The organism is Lelliottia wanjuensis (assembly GCF_030238365.1).
GTDB classification, from domain to species: Bacteria; Pseudomonadota; Gammaproteobacteria; order Enterobacterales; family Enterobacteriaceae; genus Enterobacter; species Enterobacter wanjuensis.
Genome location: NZ_JASSOT010000052.1, coordinates 1 through 19,600, shown reverse-complemented (window position 1 = coordinate 19,600; position 19,600 = coordinate 1). Strand labels below are relative to the sequence as shown.

The 19,600-nt window shown below is 60.2% G+C and carries 19 protein-coding genes; 7 read left to right on the top strand and 12 right to left on the bottom strand.

Features of this window, described 5'->3' with window-relative positions; all coding sequences use genetic code 11:
- Nucleotides 1-43: 43 nt before the first annotated feature.
- Nucleotides 44-1,243 (top strand): S-methyl-5-thioribose kinase, encoded by a 1,200-nt coding sequence (gene mtnK / locus QQF33_RS06595; protein WP_285148717.1) that lies wholly within the window; start codon nucleotides 44-46, stop codon nucleotides 1,241-1,243.
- 57 nt (nucleotides 1,244-1,300) lie between these two features.
- Here the strand turns inward: mtnK and QQF33_RS06590 are convergent, their stop codons facing one another.
- From QQF33_RS06590 to QQF33_RS06575, 4 genes are all read right to left on the bottom strand, one after another.
- Complete coding sequence (locus QQF33_RS06590) at nucleotides 1,301-2,545, bottom strand: LVIVD repeat-containing protein (protein ID WP_285146655.1); 1,245 nt, start codon at nucleotides 2,543-2,545, stop codon at nucleotides 1,301-1,303.
- A gap of 87 nt (nucleotides 2,546-2,632) precedes the next feature.
- A complete protein-coding gene (locus QQF33_RS06585) occupies nucleotides 2,633-3,697 on the bottom strand; it encodes a sugar ABC transporter substrate-binding protein (protein WP_285148716.1) in 1,065 nt (354 codons plus the stop codon).
- Nucleotides 3,698-3,724: 27 nt separating this feature from the next.
- Nucleotides 3,725-4,720 (bottom strand): ABC transporter permease, encoded by a 996-nt coding sequence (locus QQF33_RS06580; protein ID WP_285148715.1) that lies wholly within the window; start codon nucleotides 4,718-4,720, stop codon nucleotides 3,725-3,727.
- Nucleotides 4,717-6,219 carry a sugar ABC transporter ATP-binding protein gene (locus QQF33_RS06575; protein WP_285148713.1) on the bottom strand — a complete coding sequence of 501 codons (1,503 nt, stop codon included), beginning with the start codon at nucleotides 6,217-6,219 and terminating at the stop codon, nucleotides 4,717-4,719. The genes QQF33_RS06580 and QQF33_RS06575 overlap by 4 nt, the downstream gene beginning before the upstream one ends.
- Nucleotides 6,220-6,381: 162 nt before the next feature.
- Here QQF33_RS06575 and QQF33_RS06570 point away from each other — a divergent pair, with 162 nt between their 5' ends.
- From QQF33_RS06570 to QQF33_RS06555, 4 genes are all read left to right on the top strand, one after another.
- Nucleotides 6,382-7,470, top strand: a complete 1,089-nt coding sequence (locus QQF33_RS06570; RefSeq protein ID WP_285148711.1) for an oxidoreductase — start codon at nucleotides 6,382-6,384, stop codon at nucleotides 7,468-7,470.
- A gap of 55 nt (nucleotides 7,471-7,525) precedes the next feature.
- Entirely contained in the window at nucleotides 7,526-8,269 is a 744-nt protein-coding gene (locus tag QQF33_RS06565) for an SDR family NAD(P)-dependent oxidoreductase (RefSeq protein ID WP_285146658.1), read from the top strand.
- 190 nt (nucleotides 8,270-8,459) lie between these two features.
- On the top strand, nucleotides 8,460-8,759 hold the full coding sequence (locus QQF33_RS06560) for a type II toxin-antitoxin system RelE family toxin (RefSeq protein ID WP_285148756.1): 300 nt from the start codon (nucleotides 8,460-8,462) through the stop codon (nucleotides 8,757-8,759).
- Entirely contained in the window at nucleotides 8,737-9,141 is a 405-nt protein-coding gene (locus QQF33_RS06555) for a helix-turn-helix domain-containing protein (protein WP_285146660.1), read from the top strand. Before QQF33_RS06560 ends, QQF33_RS06555 begins: the two co-directional genes overlap by 23 nt.
- Here the strand turns inward: QQF33_RS06555 and QQF33_RS06550 are convergent.
- The 7 genes from QQF33_RS06550 to entC all read right to left on the bottom strand — a co-directional run bounded on the left by QQF33_RS06550 (nucleotide 9,138) and on the right by entC (nucleotide 16,646).
- Nucleotides 9,138-9,335 carry a YbdD/YjiX family protein gene (locus tag QQF33_RS06550; RefSeq protein WP_100777263.1) on the bottom strand — a complete coding sequence of 66 codons (198 nt, stop codon included), beginning with the start codon at nucleotides 9,333-9,335 and terminating at the stop codon, nucleotides 9,138-9,140. The two genes, QQF33_RS06555 and QQF33_RS06550, sit on opposite strands and share 4 nt — an antisense overlap.
- A gap of 131 nt (nucleotides 9,336-9,466) precedes the next feature.
- Nucleotides 9,467-11,572 (bottom strand): pyruvate/proton symporter CstA, encoded by a 2,106-nt coding sequence (gene cstA / locus QQF33_RS06545; RefSeq protein WP_285146661.1) that lies wholly within the window; start codon nucleotides 11,570-11,572, stop codon nucleotides 9,467-9,469.
- Nucleotides 11,573-11,816: 244 nt separating this feature from the next.
- Nucleotides 11,817-12,230 (bottom strand): proofreading thioesterase EntH, encoded by a 414-nt coding sequence (entH, locus tag QQF33_RS06540; protein WP_012016530.1) that lies wholly within the window; start codon nucleotides 12,228-12,230, stop codon nucleotides 11,817-11,819.
- The gene (entA, locus tag QQF33_RS06535; RefSeq protein ID WP_285157602.1) at nucleotides 12,231-12,986 is read right to left on the bottom strand and encodes a 2,3-dihydro-2,3-dihydroxybenzoate dehydrogenase EntA; all 756 of its coding nucleotides are present in this window, start codon (nucleotides 12,984-12,986) and stop codon (nucleotides 12,231-12,233) included. It abuts the gene before it with no gap.
- The gene (locus tag QQF33_RS06530) at nucleotides 12,986-13,840 is read right to left on the bottom strand and encodes an isochorismatase (protein WP_282493829.1); all 855 of its coding nucleotides are present in this window, start codon (nucleotides 13,838-13,840) and stop codon (nucleotides 12,986-12,988) included. Before QQF33_RS06530 ends, entA begins: the two co-directional genes overlap by 1 nt.
- Before the next feature lie 10 nt (nucleotides 13,841-13,850).
- Entirely contained in the window at nucleotides 13,851-15,461 is a 1,611-nt protein-coding gene (entE, locus tag QQF33_RS06525; protein WP_285157601.1) for a (2,3-dihydroxybenzoyl)adenylate synthase EntE, read from the bottom strand.
- Between the two features lie 9 nt (nucleotides 15,462-15,470).
- Nucleotides 15,471-16,646, bottom strand: a complete 1,176-nt coding sequence (gene entC, locus QQF33_RS06520) for an isochorismate synthase EntC (protein WP_285157600.1) — start codon at nucleotides 16,644-16,646, stop codon at nucleotides 15,471-15,473.
- Nucleotides 16,647-16,833: 187 nt separating this feature from the next.
- Here entC and fepB point away from each other — a divergent pair, with 187 nt between their 5' ends.
- A complete protein-coding gene (fepB, locus tag QQF33_RS06515; protein WP_285157599.1) occupies nucleotides 16,834-17,793 on the top strand; it encodes a Fe2+-enterobactin ABC transporter substrate-binding protein in 960 nt (319 codons plus the stop codon).
- A 106-nt stretch (nucleotides 17,794-17,899) separates the two neighbouring features.
- Here fepB and entS read toward each other — a convergent pair whose 3' ends face one another.
- Nucleotides 17,900-19,135, bottom strand: coding sequence for an enterobactin transporter EntS (entS, locus tag QQF33_RS06510; RefSeq protein WP_285146670.1), 1,236 nt, complete (start codon nucleotides 19,133-19,135; stop codon nucleotides 17,900-17,902).
- A 111-nt stretch (nucleotides 19,136-19,246) separates the two neighbouring features.
- Between entS and QQF33_RS06505 the strand changes: the two genes are divergently transcribed.
- Nucleotides 19,247-19,600 (top strand): iron chelate uptake ABC transporter family permease subunit (locus QQF33_RS06505; protein WP_285157598.1); only part of this gene is annotated, 354 nt, incomplete at its 3' end.

The window sequence follows — 19,600 nt, the reverse complement described above, 5'->3', positions numbered from 1 at the left end:
ACGTCTAAATGTCTTTATTACCAGAACTGATGAGGAACAGGCAATGTCGCAATACCGTACCTTTACCGCCCAGGATGCCGTGGACTATGCAAAGCAGTTTGGCGGCCTCGATAACCCATCATCGCTGGTGGAGGCGCAGGAAGTGGGCGACGGCAACCTCAATCTGGTGTTTAAAATTTTTGATGCCGAGGGCGTGAGCCGCATCATCGTCAAGCAGGCGCTGCCCTATGTGCGCTGCGTCGGCGAGTCCTGGCCGCTGACGCTGGATCGCGCCCGTCTTGAAGCGCAGACCCTGGTCGAGCACTATCAGCACAGCCCGCAACACACGGTAAAAATTCACCACTACGACCCGGAACTGGCGGTGATGGTGATGGAAGATCTCTCCAGCCACAAAATCTGGCGCGGCGAACTGATTAGCGGCGCGTATTACCCGCAGGCTTCGCGCCAGCTGGGGGAATATCTGGCCCACACCCTGTTCCACACCAGCGACTTTTACCTGCACCCGCACGCCAAAAAAGCGCAGGTGGCGAAATACATCAATCCGGAGATGTGCGAGATCACCGAAGACCTGTTCTTTAACGATCCGTACCAGATCCACGAGCGCAATAACTATCCGGCCGAGCTGGAGGCGGACGTTTCCGCCCTGCGCAATGACGATCGCCTGAAAATCGCCGTCGCGTCCCTCAAACACCGCTTCTTCTCGCAGGCCGAAGCCCTGCTGCACGGCGACATCCACAGCGGCTCGATTTTTGTCGCACAAGACAGCCTGAAGGCCATTGACGCCGAGTTCGGTTATTACGGCCCGATCGGGTTTGATATCGGCACCGCCATCGGCAATCTGCTGCTGAACTTCTGCGGTCTGCCGGGGCATCTGGGGATCCGTGATGCGGCTGCCGCCCGCGAGCAGCGCCTGACGGATATTCAGGAGCTGTGGAACACCTTTGCCGAACGCTTCCAGGCGCTGGCGCGTGAAAAAACCCGCGATGCCGCCCTCAGCGCGCCCGGCTATGCCTCTGAGTTTCTGAAAAAAGTCTGGACCGATGCGATTGGTTTTTGCGGTACGGAGCTGATTCGCCGCAGCGTAGGGCTGTCGCACGTGGCGGATATCGATACCATTGCCGACGAGGCGATGTGCCACGAATGCCTGCGTCACGCCATTACCCTCGGCAGAGCGTTGATTGTGATCGCCGACCGTATCGACAGCGCCGAAGAATTGGTGGCGCGGGTACGTCAGTACAGTTGAATTTGTTGCCGGGTGGCGGCTTCGCCTTACCCGGCCTACAAAACCCGTCCGCTACGATTACCCCAAATACTCAATCACCGACAATCCGCCGTTGTAATCGGTGCTGTAAATGATCCCCTGCGCATCCACGAACACATCGCATGACTGAATCACCTGCGGGCGATTCGGCCGCGTGTCCATCATTTTTGCCGGTGCGGCGGGCACCAGCGCACCGGTTTCCACCGGGCGGTACGGGTTTGAAATGTCGTACGCGCGCACGCCCGCATTCTGATACGTCGCGAAAATCAGCGTCGAGCTGATAAAACTCCCAGGCCGGTTTTCGTGCAGATTATGCGGCCCGAAGTGTGCGCCTTTTGCCACGTAATCCGTTTCATCCGGCTGCGGGAAGGTCGAAATACTGACCGGGTTCGACGGCTCGCGGATATCAAACAGCCAGATCAGCTTTTCGCCGTCTTCCTGATTATCAAGCACCGCTTCGTCGAGTACCACCAGCAGATCCCGGTCCGGGAGCGGCAGCGCGGTGTGGGTTCCGCCGCCAAACGGCGGGCTCCAGTTGCGATGGCTAATCAGCTTCGGCTGGGTTCTGTCCTTCACATCCAGCAGAGTTAAACCGCCGTCGCGCCAGCTGCCGTAGGCGGTTTCGCCCGCGATAATGGCGTGATGCAGGGCGTGGCGTTTACCTTCCGGCCAGGTCGGCTCTTCGCCATCCGCCTGATTCATCCCCGGTAACCACCAGCGGCCCGCCACCTCCGGTTTACGCGGATCGGCCAGATCGATGGTCAGGAAAATGTAGTCGGTAAAGCCGTCGATCAGCGCCGAGACATAGGCCCAGCGCCCGCCGACGTACCAGATGCGGTGAATGCCGATCCCGTCGAGAGACAGGAAGCTGATTTCACGCGGTTTGTCCGCCGTGGAGATATCAAAAATCCGCAGCCCCGCGCTCCAGCCCTTGTCCTGCACGTCGCTGACGGTGTGGCCGACCTGACGGGTGTAATAGACCTTCTCGTCGGCAAAGCGGGCGTCGGCAAACAGATCGCGGGCGTTAATGACCAGCAGCAGATCGTCGTGAGCCTGCAGATGCACGTTCCAGGTCCCCGGCGGCGCAGGCACGTAGCCCGCTGCTTTCGGGTTTTTCGGGTCACGCACGTCGACGATGGAAAAGCCCTGCGACACCATATGGCCGATATAAGCAAAGCCGCGATGCACCATCAGCTGCACGCCGTCCGGGCGGCCGCCCTGATCGCTGTGGCCGATCAGACGCATATTGCGGCTGTAGTCAGGGCGAGGTAATTGAGAGGACATATCCGTTCCTTTTGCCGGATGGCGGCTACGCCTTATCCGGCCTACGTTTTGTTGTAGGCCCGGTAAGCGCAGCGCCACCGGGCAATGTTACTTGCTCTTGGCTTCGAGAGTCGCAAACCACGGCGCGATAAAATCTTCGGTCTGACCCCAGCCCGGAATGATTTTCCCGAGCGACGCCACGTTCACTGCACCCGGCTGGGCCGCCAGCAGCGCCTGCGGGATCGCCGCCGCTTTAAAGTCGTAGGTCGCAGGCGTGGTTTCGCCCGCGATCTTATTGGCGATCAGACGCACGTTAGTCGCCCCAATCAGCTTAGGATCGACCGCCACGCTCACTTTCCACGGGCTGCCGGATTCGCGCATCAGCTGCAGATCCTGATTCGAAATATCGATGCTATAGAGTTTGATCTCGGTGCGACCGTTCTCTTTGAGCGCCTTATAAGCGCCCTGGCTGAAGGCGTCCCAGGTGCCCCAGATCGCATCGATCTGGCCTTTCGGGTATTTCGCCAGCACGGCTCCGACTTTGTTCGCCGTGTCGCCCTGCACGTCAGACGATACCGCGCCAATAGACTCCAGCTCTTTGATGCCCGGATACTGCTTTTGCAATTCCTGATACGCCGCCTGACGACGCTCCATCGGCGGGAAGCCCGCGACCCACAGCTTGATGATATTGGCTTTGCCGTTGAAATCTTTCGCCAACTGGCCGAAGGAGAGATTGGTCAGGGAGGCGTCATCCTGCTGGGTGACGGTCACGCCCGGAATTTCACCGTTAACGGCGGTATCGAACACCGCCACTTTGATCCCGGCATCGACCGCTTTTTTCACCAGCGCCGTGGAGTACGGGTCGCGGCCCTGAGAGAGGATGATCCCGTCATACTTCTGGCTGATGGCCTGGTTAACGAAATCCTGGAATTTGGCGTCGTCGCCGTTGCTTAAAAAGGTGCTGACTTTAAAGCCGAGCTTTTTCCCTTCCTGAATCGCGCCCGAGACAAACTGCGTGGTGTTGTCGTCTGAGCCGAGGTTGCGGATCACCGCGATACGAATCGGGCCTTCATGGTTGGCAATGGCCGCCGGAACCGGTGCAGGCGTCGCCGCGTAGCCTGGCAATGCCGTCAATAATCCCAGCGCCGCTAAAGAGAGTGCGATTTTTTTCATTCTGTTATCCCGTTGTGTTGTTAAGTTTTAACGTTTTTGTATGTAGGTCATCGCCAGCGCCACTGCCAGCACCAGCCCTTTTATAATGTCCATCGCGTAATACGGAACCGAGAGCATCACCAGCCCGTTGGAGAGCACGCCTAAAATCACCGCCCCGACCAGCGTCCCCAGCGCGTTGGGCTTGCCGGAACCGGCGAGCGAGAAGCCAATCCACGCTGCGGCCACAGCGTCCATCAAATACCCGCCGCCCGCATTCACCTGCGACGATCCAATGCGTGACGCCAGCAAAATCCCGCCTAACCCGGCCAGCAGAGAGGCGATCACATACGCCGCCACTTTGTAACGCGTAGTGCGAATGCCGGACAGGCGCGCCGCTTCCGGGTTGCCGCCGATGGCGTACATACGTCGCCCGTGGGTGGTCAGCGATAGCCCGAGCTGCGCCAGCACCGTCACCACCAGCATGATGATCACGATGGTCGGCACCTGGCCGAGCAGGCCAAACGCCGCCGGAATGGTCCCTTCGGCCATGTCGCCGCTCGGCAGCACCATGTTTTCGGTAATGGAGCCACCGTAGCTGTAGGTCATCGCCACGCCCTGGATCACAAACAGACTGGCAAGGGTCGCCAGCATGTCCGGAATGCGCAGAATGACAATCAGGAAAGCGTTAAACAGCCCGACCAGCGTACAGAGGGCCAGGGTGATCAGAATCGATTCGGTGGTGCCGAAGCCGTGCCAGACGAAGAGCGAAATCACCAGCGCATTTGCCAGCGACGCCGTTGAACCAACGGAGAGATCAAACCCGCCGACGGTCAGCGAGATCGACACCCCAATCGCAATCACCGTCACAATGGCGATCGATCGCAGGATATTGATGATGTTGAACGGGTCGAGGAAGTTGTCCGACGCGATGCCAAAAATCGCCACCAGCGCGACCACGGTCAGCAACATGCCCCATTTGTAGAGAAAATCGAAAAACTGCTGACGGCCCGACGCCGTCGCATTCACTGAAAGGGCCTTGCTCACGACGCCGTACCTCCGGTTGAATAATAAAGTAATGTCTCTTCGCGGGCCTCGGCCCCGGCGATCTCCGCCACGATCTTCCCGTCCCACAGCACGCAGATGCGGTCGCACAACCCTACCAGCTCGGCGAATTCGCCCGAGGCATAGATCACCCCTTTGCCTTCGCGCGCCAGACCGTCGATCAGCTGGAACAGATCGGTTTTGGCCTTCACGTCCACGCCTTTGGTCGGCTCGTCAAAAATCAGTACGCTGGCGTTACCGCGCAGCCATTTGCCAATCGCCACTTTCTGCTGATTCCCGCCCGACAAACGGCGCAGAACCTGCCCCGGCCCGCGCGCCCGCACGCCGACGCGAGCGATCACCTCTTCGGCCCAACGCCACGCCTGACGATGACCAAACAGGCTCCAGCGCGAGAAGCTGTTATCCGCGCTGACGGCCAGATTCATGCTCACTGGCTCGTCGATAAAAATGCCCTCTTTGCGCCGCTCTTCCGGCACCAGCGCCAGCCCGCGCAGCACGGAATCCGCCGGATCGCGCGGTTTCCATGCCTGATGATTTAACTCTCCGCTGTCGACCCGGCTTTTCGAGGCGCCAAACAGCGCTTTGCACAGCTCGGTTTTCCCCGCTCCGGCAAGCCCTGCGATACCCAGAATTTCGCCTTTGCGCAGGTGCAGAGAGATATCTTTCAGCAGCGCTTCGTCGTGCAGTCCTTCCACGCGCAGCAGGGTTTCGTCGCTGTGCGGCGGCCTCGCTGGCGGGTAGATATCGCTCAGCTCGTGGCCGAGCATCTTCTCGACGATGGCTTCGCCCGAGAGCGACGCCATCGGGCCGGACTCAATCAGCTTGCCGTCGCGCAGCACCGTTAAGGTGTCGCAGATGGCTTTCAGCTCGTGAATGCGATGGGAGATAAACACCACCCCGATGCCCTGCTGTTGCAGGCGACGGACCACCGCGAACAGACGCTCGCTTTCGTGGGCGTCCAGCGGAGCGGTGGGTTCATCGAGGATCAGAAAACGGCAGTGGTGAGACAGGGCTCGCGCCAGCAGAATTTGCTGCTTTTCGGCAAGGGTGCAGCTATCGATGGAACGACGGACGTTGAGGGAGACATCCAGCTGCGCCAGGGCCTGCTGCGCCTGCTCGCGAATCGCACGCCAGCGATAGCGATGGCCCGGCTGCGCCAGATTATCGAGCATGATGTTTTCCGCGATGCTAAGCCCCGGGATCAGCGCCACGTCCACTTCCTGCTGCACCAGGTGAATCCCCAGCTGTTTGGCGTCCAGCGGCTCGCGGATGCCCACTGGCTGATTGTTAATGCTGATTTCACCCTCGTAGTGGTCATGCGTACCGCAGAGCACCGCCATCAGCGTTGATTTTCCCGCCCCGTTGGCCCCCGTCAGCGCATGGACGGATCCGCCCGTCAGGGTGAAATCCACACGTGACAGCGCCTGAAAGCCGGAAAAGGCCAGGCTGATACCGCGCATCTCAAGGCGACTGGAACCCATCCGCTGTCATTCCTTCTCATTTAATATTTTGATTTATGGAATTTTTCACAGCTGGGGTTGACTGGCAACGAGTGAAAAGGCATAAGATAAAGCGAAATATTATTAGCCATCCGGATGTCCAGACATAACATCGGGTTAGCGCTTCGCAAAAAGGACACCCTCATGAGCAACACTGATATTCGCGTCGTACCCGGCCCGGCAAACTATTTCTCCCACAGCGGCAGCCTCGCGCGCCTGAACGATTTCTTCACCCCGGAGCAGCTTTCCCGCGCGGTATGGATCTACGGCGAACGCGCCATCGACGGTGCCCGTCCGTTCCTGCCGGAGAGTTTCAACGCGCCTGGGGCGAAGCATCTGCTGTTTAAAGGCCACTGCAGCGAGCGCGATGTCACCCATCTGGTGAATGAATCGGGTACGGACGTCAGCGTGGTGATCGGCGTGGGCGGCGGCGCGGTGCTCGACACGGTCAAAGCGGTGGCGCGTCGACTGAATGCGCCATTCGTCGGCATTCCAACGATTGCCGCTACCTGCGCGGCCTGGACGCCGCTCTCCGTGTGGTACAACGACGCCGGTCAGGCGCTGCAGTTTGAGATTTTCGATGACGCCAACTTCCTGGTGCTGGTCGAGCCGCAAATTATCCTCAACGCCCCGGCGGAGTATCTGCTGGCAGGGATCGGCGATACGCTGGCGAAATGGTACGAAGCGGTGGTGCTGGCCCCAAAACCGGAAGAGCTGTCTCTGACGGTGCGACTCGGCATCAACGGCGCGCTGGCGATCCGCGACGTGCTGCTGGAGAGCAGCGAACAGGCGCTGGCGGATCAGGCTCGTGGCGAGCAGTCGCAGGCGTTTCGCGATGTGGTCGATGCCATTATCGCCGGTGGCGGGATGGTCGGCGGGCTGGGCGAGCGCTACACCCGCGTGGCCGCCGCGCATGCGGTACACAACGGATTAACGGTCCTGCCGCAGACTGACAAATTCCTCCACGGCACCAAAGTCGCCTACGGCATCCTGGTGCAGAGCGCCCTGCTCGGTCAGGACGACGTTCTCACGCAGTTAATCGCGGCGTATCAGCGTTTTCATCTGCCGACAACCCTGCGTGAACTGGACGTGGATATCCACAATCGCGCCGAGCTGGATAAGGTGATCGCCCATACGCTGCGCCCGGTGGAGTCGATCCACTTCCTGCCGGTGACCCTCACGCCTGAGACGCTTTACGCTGCGCTGGTGAAGGTGGAAAACTTCAGCCGCTAATCGCCCCGACCGTCTATACCTAATGATGATTCTCACCACTCTCAACGAGGTCATCATGCAGATTGATTTAACGGGTAAGAAGGCGCTGGTTACCGGCGCCAGTCGTGGTTTGGGGCGTGCGATTGCGCTGTCATTAGCCCGGGCCGGGGCTGACGTGGTTATTACGTATGAAAAATCCGCCGACAAAGCTCAGGCCGTCGCCGATGAGATCGCCGCACTTGGGCGTCACAGCGAGGCGATTCAGGCTGACAGCGCCAGCGCCCAGGCCATTCAGGATGCCGTGACTCATGCGGCGCGAACCCTGGGTGGGCTGGATATTCTGGTCAACAATGCCGGGATTGCGCGCGGCGGCCCGCTGGAGTCCATGACGCTGGCGGACATCGACGCCCTGATCAACGTCAACATCCGCGGTGTGGTCATCGCCACCCAGGCCGCACTCGTTCATCTCTCTGACGGCGGGCGCATCATCAATATCGGCAGCTGTCTCGCCAACCGCGTCGCCCAGCCGGGAATCTCCGTCTACTCCATGACCAAATCGGCGCTTAACTCCCTGACTCGCGGTCTGGCCCGCGATCTGGGTCCGCGCGGGATCACCGTCAATCTGGTCCATCCCGGCCCGACCAACAGCGACATGAACCCGGAAGATGGCGAACAGGCCGACTCTCAGCGCCAGCTGATTGCCACCGGTCATTACGGCCAGCCGGAAGATATCGCGGCGGCGGTCACCTTCCTGGCAAGCCCTGCCGCCGGGCAGATCTCCGGCACCGGTCTGGACGTGGATGGAGGGTTAAACGCCTGAAGCCTGCTTCCACATTTTTTGCACGCCTCTGTCGCCTGACAGAGGCGCTTGCGAGCCGCCTCGACACCCTTCGTTTTGCCCCTTTCGCCGTCAAATCCCGCGCTCTAGAGTGACGTATAAGAAATTCGGAATTTGTCTAATAGTCTTATTATTTCCTTATAATTCGAAGGGGTGTAGAGTGACGTCACAGATGAGGGTTATTTGGTCCAGACCGGCGAAAAAAGATTTAGCCAAACTTGATTCTCTTTCGCAAAAAAGGATTCAGGAAAAGTTAAACGCGATAGCGAATCAAAACTCGCCATATTTGGACATTAAAAAACTGACGATGCCTGGCGAGTACTATCGCCTCAGAGTCGGTGAATACCGCGTTATCTTTTTGATGCAAGGCGAATCGCGAAATGAGTGCTATCTCATCGCGGTTAAGCGACGCACGACGACAACTTATCTTCACGAGGAGAATGCCCCCTATGGATGTACAATTTATCGCTGATGCGGACGGGAACCCGCAGTACGCCGTCATCCCTTACGCCGACTATTTCCGTATGCTTCTGCAAACCGCTGAGTACGACGACGAAAATGAAGATGACTGGGAGAGAATTGATAAGGAGAGCGGCACCGACGATGGCGTTGGATTGCCAAATGACGTCTGCAGCATCATGACTTACGAAAACGTCAGCCTGCAGGCTGCCTGGCGCATTCTGCGCGGCCTGTCCCAGCAGGAAGTGGCCGACAAACTGGGCATCAGCCAGTCCGCCGTTTCACAGCTCGAAGCGCTGGACTCCCGCCCGCAAAAACGTACCCGCGAAAAGCTGGCCGCCATTTACGGCTGCACCCAGGAACAAATCAGCCTTTACTTCCCGAAAGAGGGTTAACAGCACTTCGCCCCGCCTTTGCTGCCGTAACGGGCGTCCTGACGATCGCGGAAAAACTCCTCGTAGGTCATCGGCGTCTGGTCCGGATGCGTGACGCGCATATGCTCAACATAGTTGTCGTAATCCGGCACACCGATCATCATTTTGGCCGCCTGGCCGAGGTATTTCCCTGCTTTGGATAGGGTATCGAACATGGTTGATTCTCGTGTTGTCCCCTTACCCCTCACCCTAACCCTCTCCCCATAGGGGAGAGGGGACTGCTCGGTGCGGTTTTCACCCTCTCCCCTATGGGGCGAGGGCCGGGGTGAGGGGTGAGTGATAATGGTTAATGCGCCCCTTTCGCCTGCGTCACAATCTCTTCCAGATTTTGCGGCATCGGCTCGTATGGCGTCTCTTTCGCGGTCGGCTTGTCTTCTTTCAGCGCCGCCAGCGCGGTCTTCAGAGAGTACAACGCCAGCACCACAACCACCACCATAAAGAAGATGGTCAGCCCGGCATCCAGACGGTTGTTAAACACCAGTTGCGAGAGCTGTGACTCCGTGTACTGCATCGGGATTTTGCCGCTGTCGATCATCGCCTGGAACTTATTGGCAATGGCGAGGAAGCCAACTTTATTATCCGGGCTAAACGCTTTCTGCCAGCCCGCGGTGAGCGTACAGATCAGCAGCCACGCCGTCGGCAGCAGTGCCACCCACGCGTAACGCTGGCGTTTCATCTTGAACAGCACGACCGCGCAAAGCATCAGCGCCATGCCGGCCAGCATCTGGTTGGCGATACCGAACAGCGGCCACAGGGTGTTAATCCCACCGAGCGGATCCACGACCCCCTGATGAAGGAAATAACCCCACGCCAGCACGCACAGCGCCGTTGCCAGCAGGTTGGCGGGCAGGGAATCGGTGCGCTTCAGATTCGGGGAGATCACCCCCAGCAAATCCTGGAGCATAAAGCGCGCCGCACGCGTCCCGGCATCGACCGCCGTGAGGATGAACAGCGCTTCGAACAGAATCGCGAAGTGATACCAGAACGACACATCCATCAGCCCGCCGAGCGCGCCGTGAAGGATATACGCCATCCCTACCGCCAGCGTCGGCGCACCGCCCGCACGGGAGATAATCGACTGCTCGCCCACTTCGTTCGCAATGTGGGTCAGGGTTTCCGGGGTAATCGCGAAGCCCCAGCCGCTCACCACCTGTGCCGCAGAGGCCACCACGTCAACGGTTCCGGCCGGAGCCAGTACCGCCATCGGGCTGTTCATCGCAAAGTACACGCCCGGATCGATGATGCAGGCCGAGACCAGCGCCATAATCGCCACGAAGGACTCCATCAACATGCCGCCGTAGCCTATCAGGCAGGCCTGATTTTCATTGGCCAGCATTTTCGGCGTAGTCCCGGAAGCAATCAACGCGTGGAAGCCAGACACCGCCCCGCAGGCGATGGTGATAAACAGGAACGGGAACAGGTTGCCGGTCCAGACCGGGCCGGTGCCGTCGATGAATTTGGTCAGAGCTGGCATGGTCAGCGTCGGACGCATGATCAGAATGCCGATCGCCAGACCGACAATGGTGCCGATTTTCAGGAAAGTAGAGAGGTAATCGCGCGGGGCCAGCAGCAACCAGACCGGCAGTACCGCCGCCACAAAACCGTAGCCCACCAGCATCCAGGTCAGCTGCACGCCGGTAAAGTCAAAGTACGGCGCCCAGGTTGGGCTTTCCGCCACCCAGCCGCCGGAGATAATCGCGAAGACCAGGAAGAACAGCCCGATGACCGACACTTCACCGATACGCCCAGGGCGGATATAGCGAATGTAGATCCCCATGAAAATCGCCAGCGGAATGGTGAAGGCCACGGTGTAGGTTCCCCACGGACTGTGGGTCAGGGCTTTCACCACGATCATCGCCAGCACCGCCAGAATGATCACCATGATCATAAAGGTGGCGATCAGCGCAATCACCCCAGCCGTGGCGCCCATCTCCTCTTTCACCAGCTCACCGAGCGAGCGCCCGTCGCGGCGGGTGGAGACAAACAGCACCATGAAGTCCTGCACCGCACCGGCCAGCACCACGCCCGCGAGGATCCAGATCATCCCAGGCAGATAGCCCATCTGCGCGGCCAGCACCGGCCCGACCAACGGCCCCGCCCCGGCAATCGCGGCGAAGTGGTGACCGAACAACACTTTTTTATCGGTAGGCACATAGTCCAGCCCGTCGTTATGACGAACCGCAGGCGTCATGCGCGTGCCGTCGACCGCCAGCACTTTGTCGGCAATAAAACGGCCATAAAAACGATACGCGATCAGATAAATGCAGACGGAAGCGACGACAATCCATAGCGCATTGATCTGTTCACCACGATTGAGGGCGATATAGCCCAGAGCGAATGCGCCCACAACGGAGAGCACGGCCCAGATGAGGTATTTCCCTGAGTTGTTCATAGTTGTTTTCCGTTAGCGTGAAACAGTGAGATGTTACATTTTGTTTCTAGATCACGGCTTAAAATTTAACAACTTTGAAACTCAATAATGCGTGGTCAAACCAGATATTTACGCGACATTGTTACGGAGATCACCTTCGCGGGGGGATTGCCCGGTGGCGCTAACGCTTAACGGGCCTACATTCGGGGATTTTGTAGGTCGGGTAAGGCGCAGCCGCCACCCGACAAACAGGCGGGCACAAAACCTACCCCAACACCATCGTGCTTAACCGACAGGTACAACACCGCCGTCCCTGCTCGTCGAACACTACAATCTCCCAGCTCTGGTTCTGCCGCCCCAGGTGCAACGGCTGGCACACGCCGCGCACTTTCCCCTGCGACACGGCGCGATGATGGGTGGCATTCAACTCCGTACCCACCACGTTTTGCCCATCGCGGGTCATCAGGAAACCGGCCATTGAGCCGAGCGTCTCCGCCAGCGCCGCCGAGGCCCCGCCGTGCAGCAGGCCAAACGGTTGATGCGTCCGTGCATCCACCGGCATTTCGGCTTCGAGGGTATCGTCACCGATACGGGTGTAAACCATCCCAAGATGCGCCACCATGGTGTTCAGACTGGTGGCGTTCAGCTCTTCAAGGGACAAATGACGTTTCCAGATCATTTACGCCCCCAGGGTTGAGCCGCCGTCAACCACAATATCCTGCAGCGTGATGTGGCTGGCGAGATCCGAGGCGAGGAACAGAATGGTATTGGCAATTTCATGCGGACGCGCAATCTTGCCGAGCGGAATGCCGAGCTTAAACTGCTCGCCGAACCCGCGAATGCGCTGCTGCTCGGCGTCATCGCTCACCCACAGGGTGCGCTGCATGTCCGTATCCGTCGACCCCGGCGAGACAATATTGCAACGCACGCCGCTGCCCGCCAGCTCTAGCCCGACGGTCAGCGCCAGGCTTTTCAGCGCCGCTTTCGATGCACCGTACGCGCTCATGCCGATGCGCGGGGTGTGCGCCGCATCAGACGCGACGGTGACAATCGCCCCGCCCTGCTGACGGCGGAACTGGCCCATCGTCTGCTGGAACAGGTTAAACGCCCCGCCGACGTTGACGGCAAAAGTCTGCTGCCAGTCGTCCTGCGAGAGCTGATCCGTCGCGCCCATGCGCAAAATCCCTGCCGCGTTAACCAGCACGTCGAGGCGCTCGACTGTCGCCAGCACGCGCCCGCAAACGTCGCTCACCTGGGTGGCATCCGCTACGTTCAGCACCTCAGTGGCGAACGGATATTCCTGCTCCGGGAACGCGAGATCAAAACCAGTCACCCGCGCGCCCGCCTCAGCAAAAGCCTGCGCCGTAGCGTAACCGATGCCCTTTCCGGCCCCGGTGACCCAGACGGTTTTACCCGTGAAATCAAACCCGGCCATCACTTCACCTCGCGGGAGAGCAGCGCCCACCAGGCATCAATGGTCGGATTTTTCGCCAGCATCACAAAGTCGATATCGCCATGCACTTTGCGCCAGCGGGCGGCGAGGGCCATCATGCGCACAGAGTCCAGACCGTAATCGATCAGGTTCTCGTCATCCATCGGCTCGTCGGATTCATCCAGCAGCGGCAGCACCACCGCGCGCAGGGCCTCTTTGCTTGCCGGTACGGACGGCAGCAGTTCGTCGGTCATCACCACGCGACCGGTACGGCCCGCCACGTAGTTGAGGGACATCAGGTGCTCTTCGCGGCTGAAATCGGCCAGCGCATCGGCGATGAAGAAGGGTTTGATGTCGCGCATAAACGCATCGGTGGCGGTGGTCATGCAGCCGATATGGGCATAAACACCGGTGATCAGCAGCTGATTGCGCCCGGTCTCTTTGAGCATCTGCTCCAGCGGCGAGCGGTGGAACGCGCTGTAGCGCCACTTCACCAGCACGGTATCGGCTTCGTCAGGGGCCAGTTCGGCGACAATGCGCTGCTGCTCCGGAGAACGGGTCAGGCCCGGTCCCCACATGTCGTTCAGCAGGGCGCGATCTTCATCGCTCTGCTCTTTCGGCTGGGCGGTGTAATAGACCGGAATGTTGTGCTTTTTGCAGTACTCGCGCAGCGCAGCGATGTTCGCCACCACCTGCTCCATCATCGGGCAGTTATCGCCCCAGAAGTTGAGGAAGTATTCCTGCATATCGTGGATCAGCAGCGCCGCGCGCTCCGGCTCAAACGCCCAGCTCACTTTGTTGTTTGGCAGTTCGGCCGCCGTTGGCAGCGCATAGCCGGTTAATTTTGGAATTGCCATGTTTAACTCCTCAGCCCTGGGCGCGTTCGGCCAGCCACAGGCGCAATTGTTTCTTGTCCACTTTTCCTACCGGCGTCAGCGGGAGCGCATCCACGCTCTCCACGCGATCCGGCAGCTTGAAATCCGCCACGCCCTGCTCGCGCAGGAAACGCCGCACGTCCACCGCCCGCAGCGGGGTTTTCACCACCAGATACGCGCAGCTTTTCTCGCCCAGCAGGCTGTCTTCCATGCTGACGAGCGCCGCATGGATCACCGCCTCGTGGCGCAGGAGCAGGTTTTCGATCTCTTCGGCGGCGATCTTCTCGCCCCCGCGGTTGATCTGATCTTTCTCACGCCCCTGAACGGTGATGTAGCCCTGTTCGTCGATGGCGATCAGATCGCCCGAGCAGTAGAAGCCGTCGGCGTCAAAGGCGCTGGCGTTGTGCTCCAGGCTCTTGAAATAGCCGCGGAAAGTGTACGGCCCGCGCGTCATCAGGCGTCCGACTTCGCCGCGCGGCAGCGGATTACCGTGCTCATCCGCGACCCACACTTCGTCGTCCGGACACATCGGACGGCCCTGGGTGTTCATGATTTTTTCTGGCGAATCGTCAAGCGCGGTGTAGTTCACCAGCCCTTCCGCCATGCCAAACACCTGCTGTAGCTGGCAGCCGATCTCCGCCGGAATCCGCGCGGCAAGGGTCGCAGACAAGCGCGCCCCGCCCACCTGCAGCAGCGCCAGCGACGCGAGCTGGGCGTTGCCCGCCCCTTCGGCAATCGCCTGCAACCACAGGCTGACCGCCGGTGGCACCAGCGAGGTGACGTTGATCTGATGCTTTTCAATCAGGGGAAAACAGAGCGTCGCGCTTGGATCGTTCGCCAGCACCACGCAGCCGCCCGCAAGGAACACGCCCAGCGACCCGGGGGAACTCATCGCGTAGTTATGCGCGGCGGGCAGCGCGTTCAGGTAGCGCGTCTGGCTGTTGATGGCGCAAATCTCGTTGCTGCGAAGAATGCTGTAGTAGTAATCATTGTGGGTGCGCGGGATCAGCTTCGGCGTGCCGGTGCTGCCGCCGGAGAGCTGGAAAAACGCCACTTCATCGGCGGGCGTTGGGCTGGCAATAAAGTTATCCGCCGGGCGCGCTATCGCCGCTTCCAGGGCGTGTTCGCCCGTATCACCGCGCAGGAGCACCACGCGCACGGAGCGGTGCTGGTCGACAAAGGTATTGAGGAAATCATCGCCCGCAAACAGGGCGTGCTGCCTGTCGGCAATCAGCAGCGCCGGTTCAATCTGCGTGGCGTAGGCGTTCAGCTCGCTGCGCTGATGGCTGAACAGGGCATTGACGGGCGCGACGCCCACTTGCAGGAGCGCGAAGAAGGTGATGTAAAACTCGGCGACATTGCCGAGCTGCACCAGCGCCGTCTCGCCGCGCTTGACGCCCTGCGCCTGCAATGCGGACGCCAGATTGTTGACCGACTGATGGAACTGGCGATACGTGAACTGGCGCTCGCCGTCGATAATCGCCGTCGCTTCTCGGTCGGCGTGGCGGGTCAAAATGTCGGTCAGGGGCAGATCCTGCCAGTAGCCTTTTTCGCGGTAGCGCCGGGCAAAATCTTCGGGCCAGCGGGTAAAGGGAAGGGTCATGATGATTCCTCAGTGCAGGCCAAAAACGTTGAGCATGGTGGAAAGTTTCACCCCGGTTTCGCGCCACTCGCCGACCGGCGAAGAGGCCGGGACGATGCCCGCGCCCGCGAACAGGCGAACCGTTTTTTCATGGATGCGCGCGCAGCGGATGGTGACGACCCACTCGCCGTTGCCTTCGCTGTCGCACCAGCCGACGATGCCGCCGAACAGTTCGCGATCGAACGGCTCGAGTTCAGCAATCAGCTGTTTCGCCGCCTGATGCGGGAAACCGCTCAGGGCAGGCGTTGGGTGCAGCAGGCAGGCCAGCGTCAGGGCATTTTCGTTCTCGCGCGCTTCGCCTTCGACCGGCGTCGCCAGATGCCAGAGCGTCGGCGTGGTCACCAGCTGCGGCGAGGAAGGCATGGTCAGATGGTGGCTGCGCGTTTCGAGCACAGTTTTCATCGCCTGGGTCACCAGGTCGTGCTCGTGACGATCTTTTTCCGAGGCCAGCAGTTTGTTCCCGGCTTCGCGGTCCAGCATGTCGTCCGGCTGACGGCGCGCGGAACCGGCCAGCGGCAGGGAGCTAAAATGCGCCCCCTCTTTGCGCAGCAGCAATTCCGGGCTGGCGCCGAGCAACACGCCGCCGTCTTCGAGCGGCACGTGGAAGTTAAAGCTGGCCGGGTTTTGCGCGATCAGACGCTCAAGCAGCGCCCCGCTGTCGATCTTCTGATCGGCGGCGATATCAATCAGGCGCGAGAGCACCACTTTATTCACCTGCGGCGTGGCGGTGAGCGCGGCGGCGCGGGCCACCATCTCTTCGAAAATCGGCTGCGATGGGATTTCGGTGCGCTTCGTGACGGTCAATTCCTGCGCCCCTGGAAGGTAGCGCGCGGATTTCTGTCGCGCCGGGCGCGAGAAGGTTTGCCAGCTTTGCGGAATAAACAGTGACGACGGTTTGCGGGTATCGAACGGGATCGCGCCGACCATAATCGGGTGCGTTATCCCCTGGGCTTTGGCCTGCCGGAAGGCCTGCGCCAGTTTTTGCTGGAAGGCACCAGCCGGATCGTCGCCGCCGACGGCGGATTCAGAAAAGCGGGCAAAACAGCCTGACGTGGTGAAACTGCGATAAGGCGACATAAAGAAAAAGCTGTCTGATTGCAGCGTGGTCGCGGTGTGCTGAACTTCCTCAGCCAATGACGTATCCATATCATCCTCCTTAAACGATAAACGCATTACGAATAGTTATCATTTATATTTTCGATGGCTAACCTAATCGGTGAGCGCGACGGTGTCAACCGCCGACAGCGCATCTTGTGCGACTATCGCTTGCATCCCTTCGGCGCATTCATGAAAATGAGAAGCATTAACTTCAACGAAAACAGGATGCCGCTTTGTGAAACTCCCCGCTGTTTGCCGTAACGCCCTGCTTTTAGCAGGACTTTTTGTTTTAGGACTAACCTCAGCTACCGCCGCCGACTGGCCGCGTCAGGTGAGCGACAGCCAGGGTACCCACACCCTTGAGAGCAAACCGACGCGCATTGTCTCCACCAGCGTGACCCTCACCGGCTCCCTGCTGGCGATTGACGCGCCGGTCATTGCCAGCGGCGCAACCACGCCGAACAACCGGGTGGCGGATGCGCAGGGCTTTATGCGCCAGTGGGGCGATATCGCGAAAACGCGCAAACTGAGCCGCCTGTACATCGGCGAACCGAGCGCCGAAGCCGTGGCCGCGCAAATGCCGGATCTGATTCTGATTAGCGCCACCGGCGGTGATTCGGCGCTGGCGCTGTACGATCAGCTGTCGGCTATCGCCCCGACGTTGGTCATTAATTACGACGACAAAAGCTGGCAGGCATTGCTGACCCAGCTCGGGACCATCACCGGGCAGGAGAAGCAGGCCGCCGCGCGCATCGCCGAATTCGATAAGCAGCTCGCGCAGGTGAAACAGCAGATGAAGCTGCCGCCGCAGCCGGTCAACGCTATCGTTTACACCGCCGCGGCGCACAGCGCGAACCTGTGGACGCCCGAATCCGCGCAGGGCAAATTCCTGCAACAGCTCGGTTTCCAGCTGGCGGAACTGCCTGCCGGGCTGACGACGTCAAAAAGCCAGGGGAAACGCCACGATATTATCCAGCTCGGGGGTGAAAACCTGGCGACGGGTCTGAACGGGCAAGGGTTGTTCCTGTTTGCGGGCGACCAGAAAGATGTCGATGCGATTTACGCGAATCCGCTGCTGGCGCACCTACCGTCCGTCGAAAACAAACGCGTTTGGGCGCTCGGGACGGAGACGTTCCGGCTGGATTATTACAGCGCGATGCTGGTGTTGCAGAGGCTGAGTGCGGTGTTTGGATAACCGCTGCGCCCGGTGGCGGCTACGCCTTACCGGGCCTACGTTTCGTGTCGTTACGGGTTTTGTAGGCCGGGTAAGGCGAAGCCGCCACCCGGCAATGTCCACCGGTTTAAACCGTGGCGGGCTCCTGGCGGAACCGACGTAACTCCGCCAACGTCATCAACAAAATCACCCCGATGATGGCTAATACAAACCCGCTGCTGCTCGCCGACGCCACCGGGGTCATGATCACCCCTAACCCGCCTAAAATCGCCGCGCCAATCGCATCGCCCGTCACGTTCTGCGCGGTCCACAGGCCGTTGATCCGCCCGAGCATCCCTTCCGGCGTCTGGGTCTGAATCAGGGTGTATTGCAGCAGAGAACTGATGGCGCTCAGCCAGCCAAACAGCGCCAGACACACCACGCCCAGCGCCCAGAACGGCATCAGGCTGAAGAAGCCGATGGCGATAAAGGACGCCAGCGTGGCAGACAACATAATCAGCCCCGGACGCGCACTCTGCGCCAGATTACCGCTGGTCAGCGCGCCAAACGCCGCGCCGAGCGGGATCGCCGCGTACAGCAGGCCAATCTGCGAGGCGCTCATCTGCCACTCCAGCGCCAGCGCCGGATAAAGCACGCGCACCGCGCTCGCCATCGTCAGCAGCCCGCCCAGCAGCGCAATGCCACCGATCAGCGGATTACTGAACAGAAAACGGATCGCCGCCATCAGGGATTTCAATGGGTGCTCGCGCGGCTGCGGCGGAGGGGGCAGCAGCGGCAGACGCAGCAAGGTCAGGGTGGTGATAAAGGTCCCCGCCGCCGCCAGGCCGTAGTTCCAGGCCACGTTCCCGGTCGCCAGCAGCAGGCCGCCGACCATCGGAGAAATGACCGACCCCAGACGCACGGTGAGCATGGTGATCGCCCCGGCCTGCATCAAATTCTCACGCCCGACCAGCGCAGGCGTAGCCGCCAGCAGCGCCGTCACGCCCAGCGAGGCAAAGAAACCGTCCCACAAACCGAGCGCATAGATCGCGACAAGCGACGGCTCCGGCAGCATGGCGTTCAGACACAGCCCGACGAAGCCCACGCCGCAGGTGCCGCGCGCCAGCAGGATCAGCTTTTTACGCTCGTAGCGGTCCGCCAGCACGCCGCCGACCATCAGGCCGATAAACATCGCGCTGCCCGTCAGGGTGACCGAAAGACCGACCAGCCAGCTGGAGTTCGTCATGGCCTGGATCTGTACCGGGACGGCAACGCCCAAGAGGCCGAGGGATAAAATGGAGATAAAACGGGCGATAAACACCGCGCGAAACGCCGGGTGGGTCCTGAGCAGGCTGAGGTTGAGCAGCCAGGATTGTTTAGTCATAACAATGCCTTCAAATCTAACTTTCTACCAATTCCATGGCGGCACATGCTAACATAGCCAAATAAGATAGATAACGATAATTACTATCATTATCAAATCATGGATGTTGCTATGTCGTCTTCCCCTTTGACGGTGCGCGCCACTGCCGTGCCCGTATTATTGATACTGCTATTTCTTGCTGTGGCACTCAGCCTGCTGGTCGGCGCGAAACCGCTGCCCGCGTCCACGATCGTCGATGCCCTGTCCGGCTCCTGTCAGAGCGCAGACTGCATTATTGTGCTCGACGCCCGACTGCCGCGCACCCTTGCCGGATTGCTGGCCGGTGCGGCCCTGGGCCTCGCCGGAGCGCTGATGCAGACTCTGACCCGCAACCCCCTCGCCGACCCCGGCATTCTCGGCGTTAACGCCGGGGCCAGTTTCGCCATCGTTCTCGGCGCGGCGCTGTTTGGATTTTCCTCCCCCACG

What these genes read in the sequence shown, in the direction of transcription:
- mtnK (WP_285148717.1), top strand. Translation starts at nt 44, where the DNA reads ATGTCGCAATACCGTACCTTTACCGCCCAGGATGCCGTGGACTATGCA.
- QQF33_RS06590 (WP_285146655.1), bottom strand. Translation starts at nt 2,545, where the DNA reads ATGTCCTCTCAATTACCTCGCCCTGACTACAGCCGCAATATGCGTCTG.
- QQF33_RS06585 (WP_285148716.1), bottom strand. Translation starts at nt 3,697, where the DNA reads ATGAAAAAAATCGCACTCTCTTTAGCGGCGCTGGGATTATTGACGGCA.
- QQF33_RS06575 (WP_285148713.1), bottom strand. Translation starts at nt 6,219, where the DNA reads ATGGGTTCCAGTCGCCTTGAGATGCGCGGTATCAGCCTGGCCTTTTCC.
- QQF33_RS06570 (WP_285148711.1), top strand. Translation starts at nt 6,382, where the DNA reads ATGAGCAACACTGATATTCGCGTCGTACCCGGCCCGGCAAACTATTTC.
- QQF33_RS06565 (WP_285146658.1), top strand. Translation starts at nt 7,526, where the DNA reads ATGCAGATTGATTTAACGGGTAAGAAGGCGCTGGTTACCGGCGCCAGT.
- QQF33_RS06560 (WP_285148756.1), top strand. Translation starts at nt 8,460, where the DNA reads ATGAGGGTTATTTGGTCCAGACCGGCGAAAAAAGATTTAGCCAAACTT.
- QQF33_RS06555 (WP_285146660.1), top strand. Translation starts at nt 8,737, where the DNA reads ATGGATGTACAATTTATCGCTGATGCGGACGGGAACCCGCAGTACGCC.
- QQF33_RS06550 (WP_100777263.1), bottom strand. Translation starts at nt 9,335, where the DNA reads ATGTTCGATACCCTATCCAAAGCAGGGAAATACCTCGGCCAGGCGGCC.
- cstA (WP_285146661.1), bottom strand. Translation starts at nt 11,572, where the DNA reads ATGAACAACTCAGGGAAATACCTCATCTGGGCCGTGCTCTCCGTTGTG.
- entH (WP_012016530.1), bottom strand. Translation starts at nt 12,230, where the DNA reads ATGATCTGGAAACGTCATTTGTCCCTTGAAGAGCTGAACGCCACCAGT.
- entA (WP_285157602.1), bottom strand. Translation starts at nt 12,986, where the DNA reads ATGGCCGGGTTTGATTTCACGGGTAAAACCGTCTGGGTCACCGGGGCC.
- QQF33_RS06530 (WP_282493829.1), bottom strand. Translation starts at nt 13,840, where the DNA reads ATGGCAATTCCAAAATTAACCGGCTATGCGCTGCCAACGGCGGCCGAA.
- entE (WP_285157601.1), bottom strand. Translation starts at nt 15,461, where the DNA reads ATGACCCTTCCCTTTACCCGCTGGCCCGAAGATTTTGCCCGGCGCTAC.
- entC (WP_285157600.1), bottom strand. Translation starts at nt 16,646, where the DNA reads ATGGATACGTCATTGGCTGAGGAAGTTCAGCACACCGCGACCACGCTG.
- entS (WP_285146670.1), bottom strand. Translation starts at nt 19,135, where the DNA reads ATGACTAAACAATCCTGGCTGCTCAACCTCAGCCTGCTCAGGACCCAC.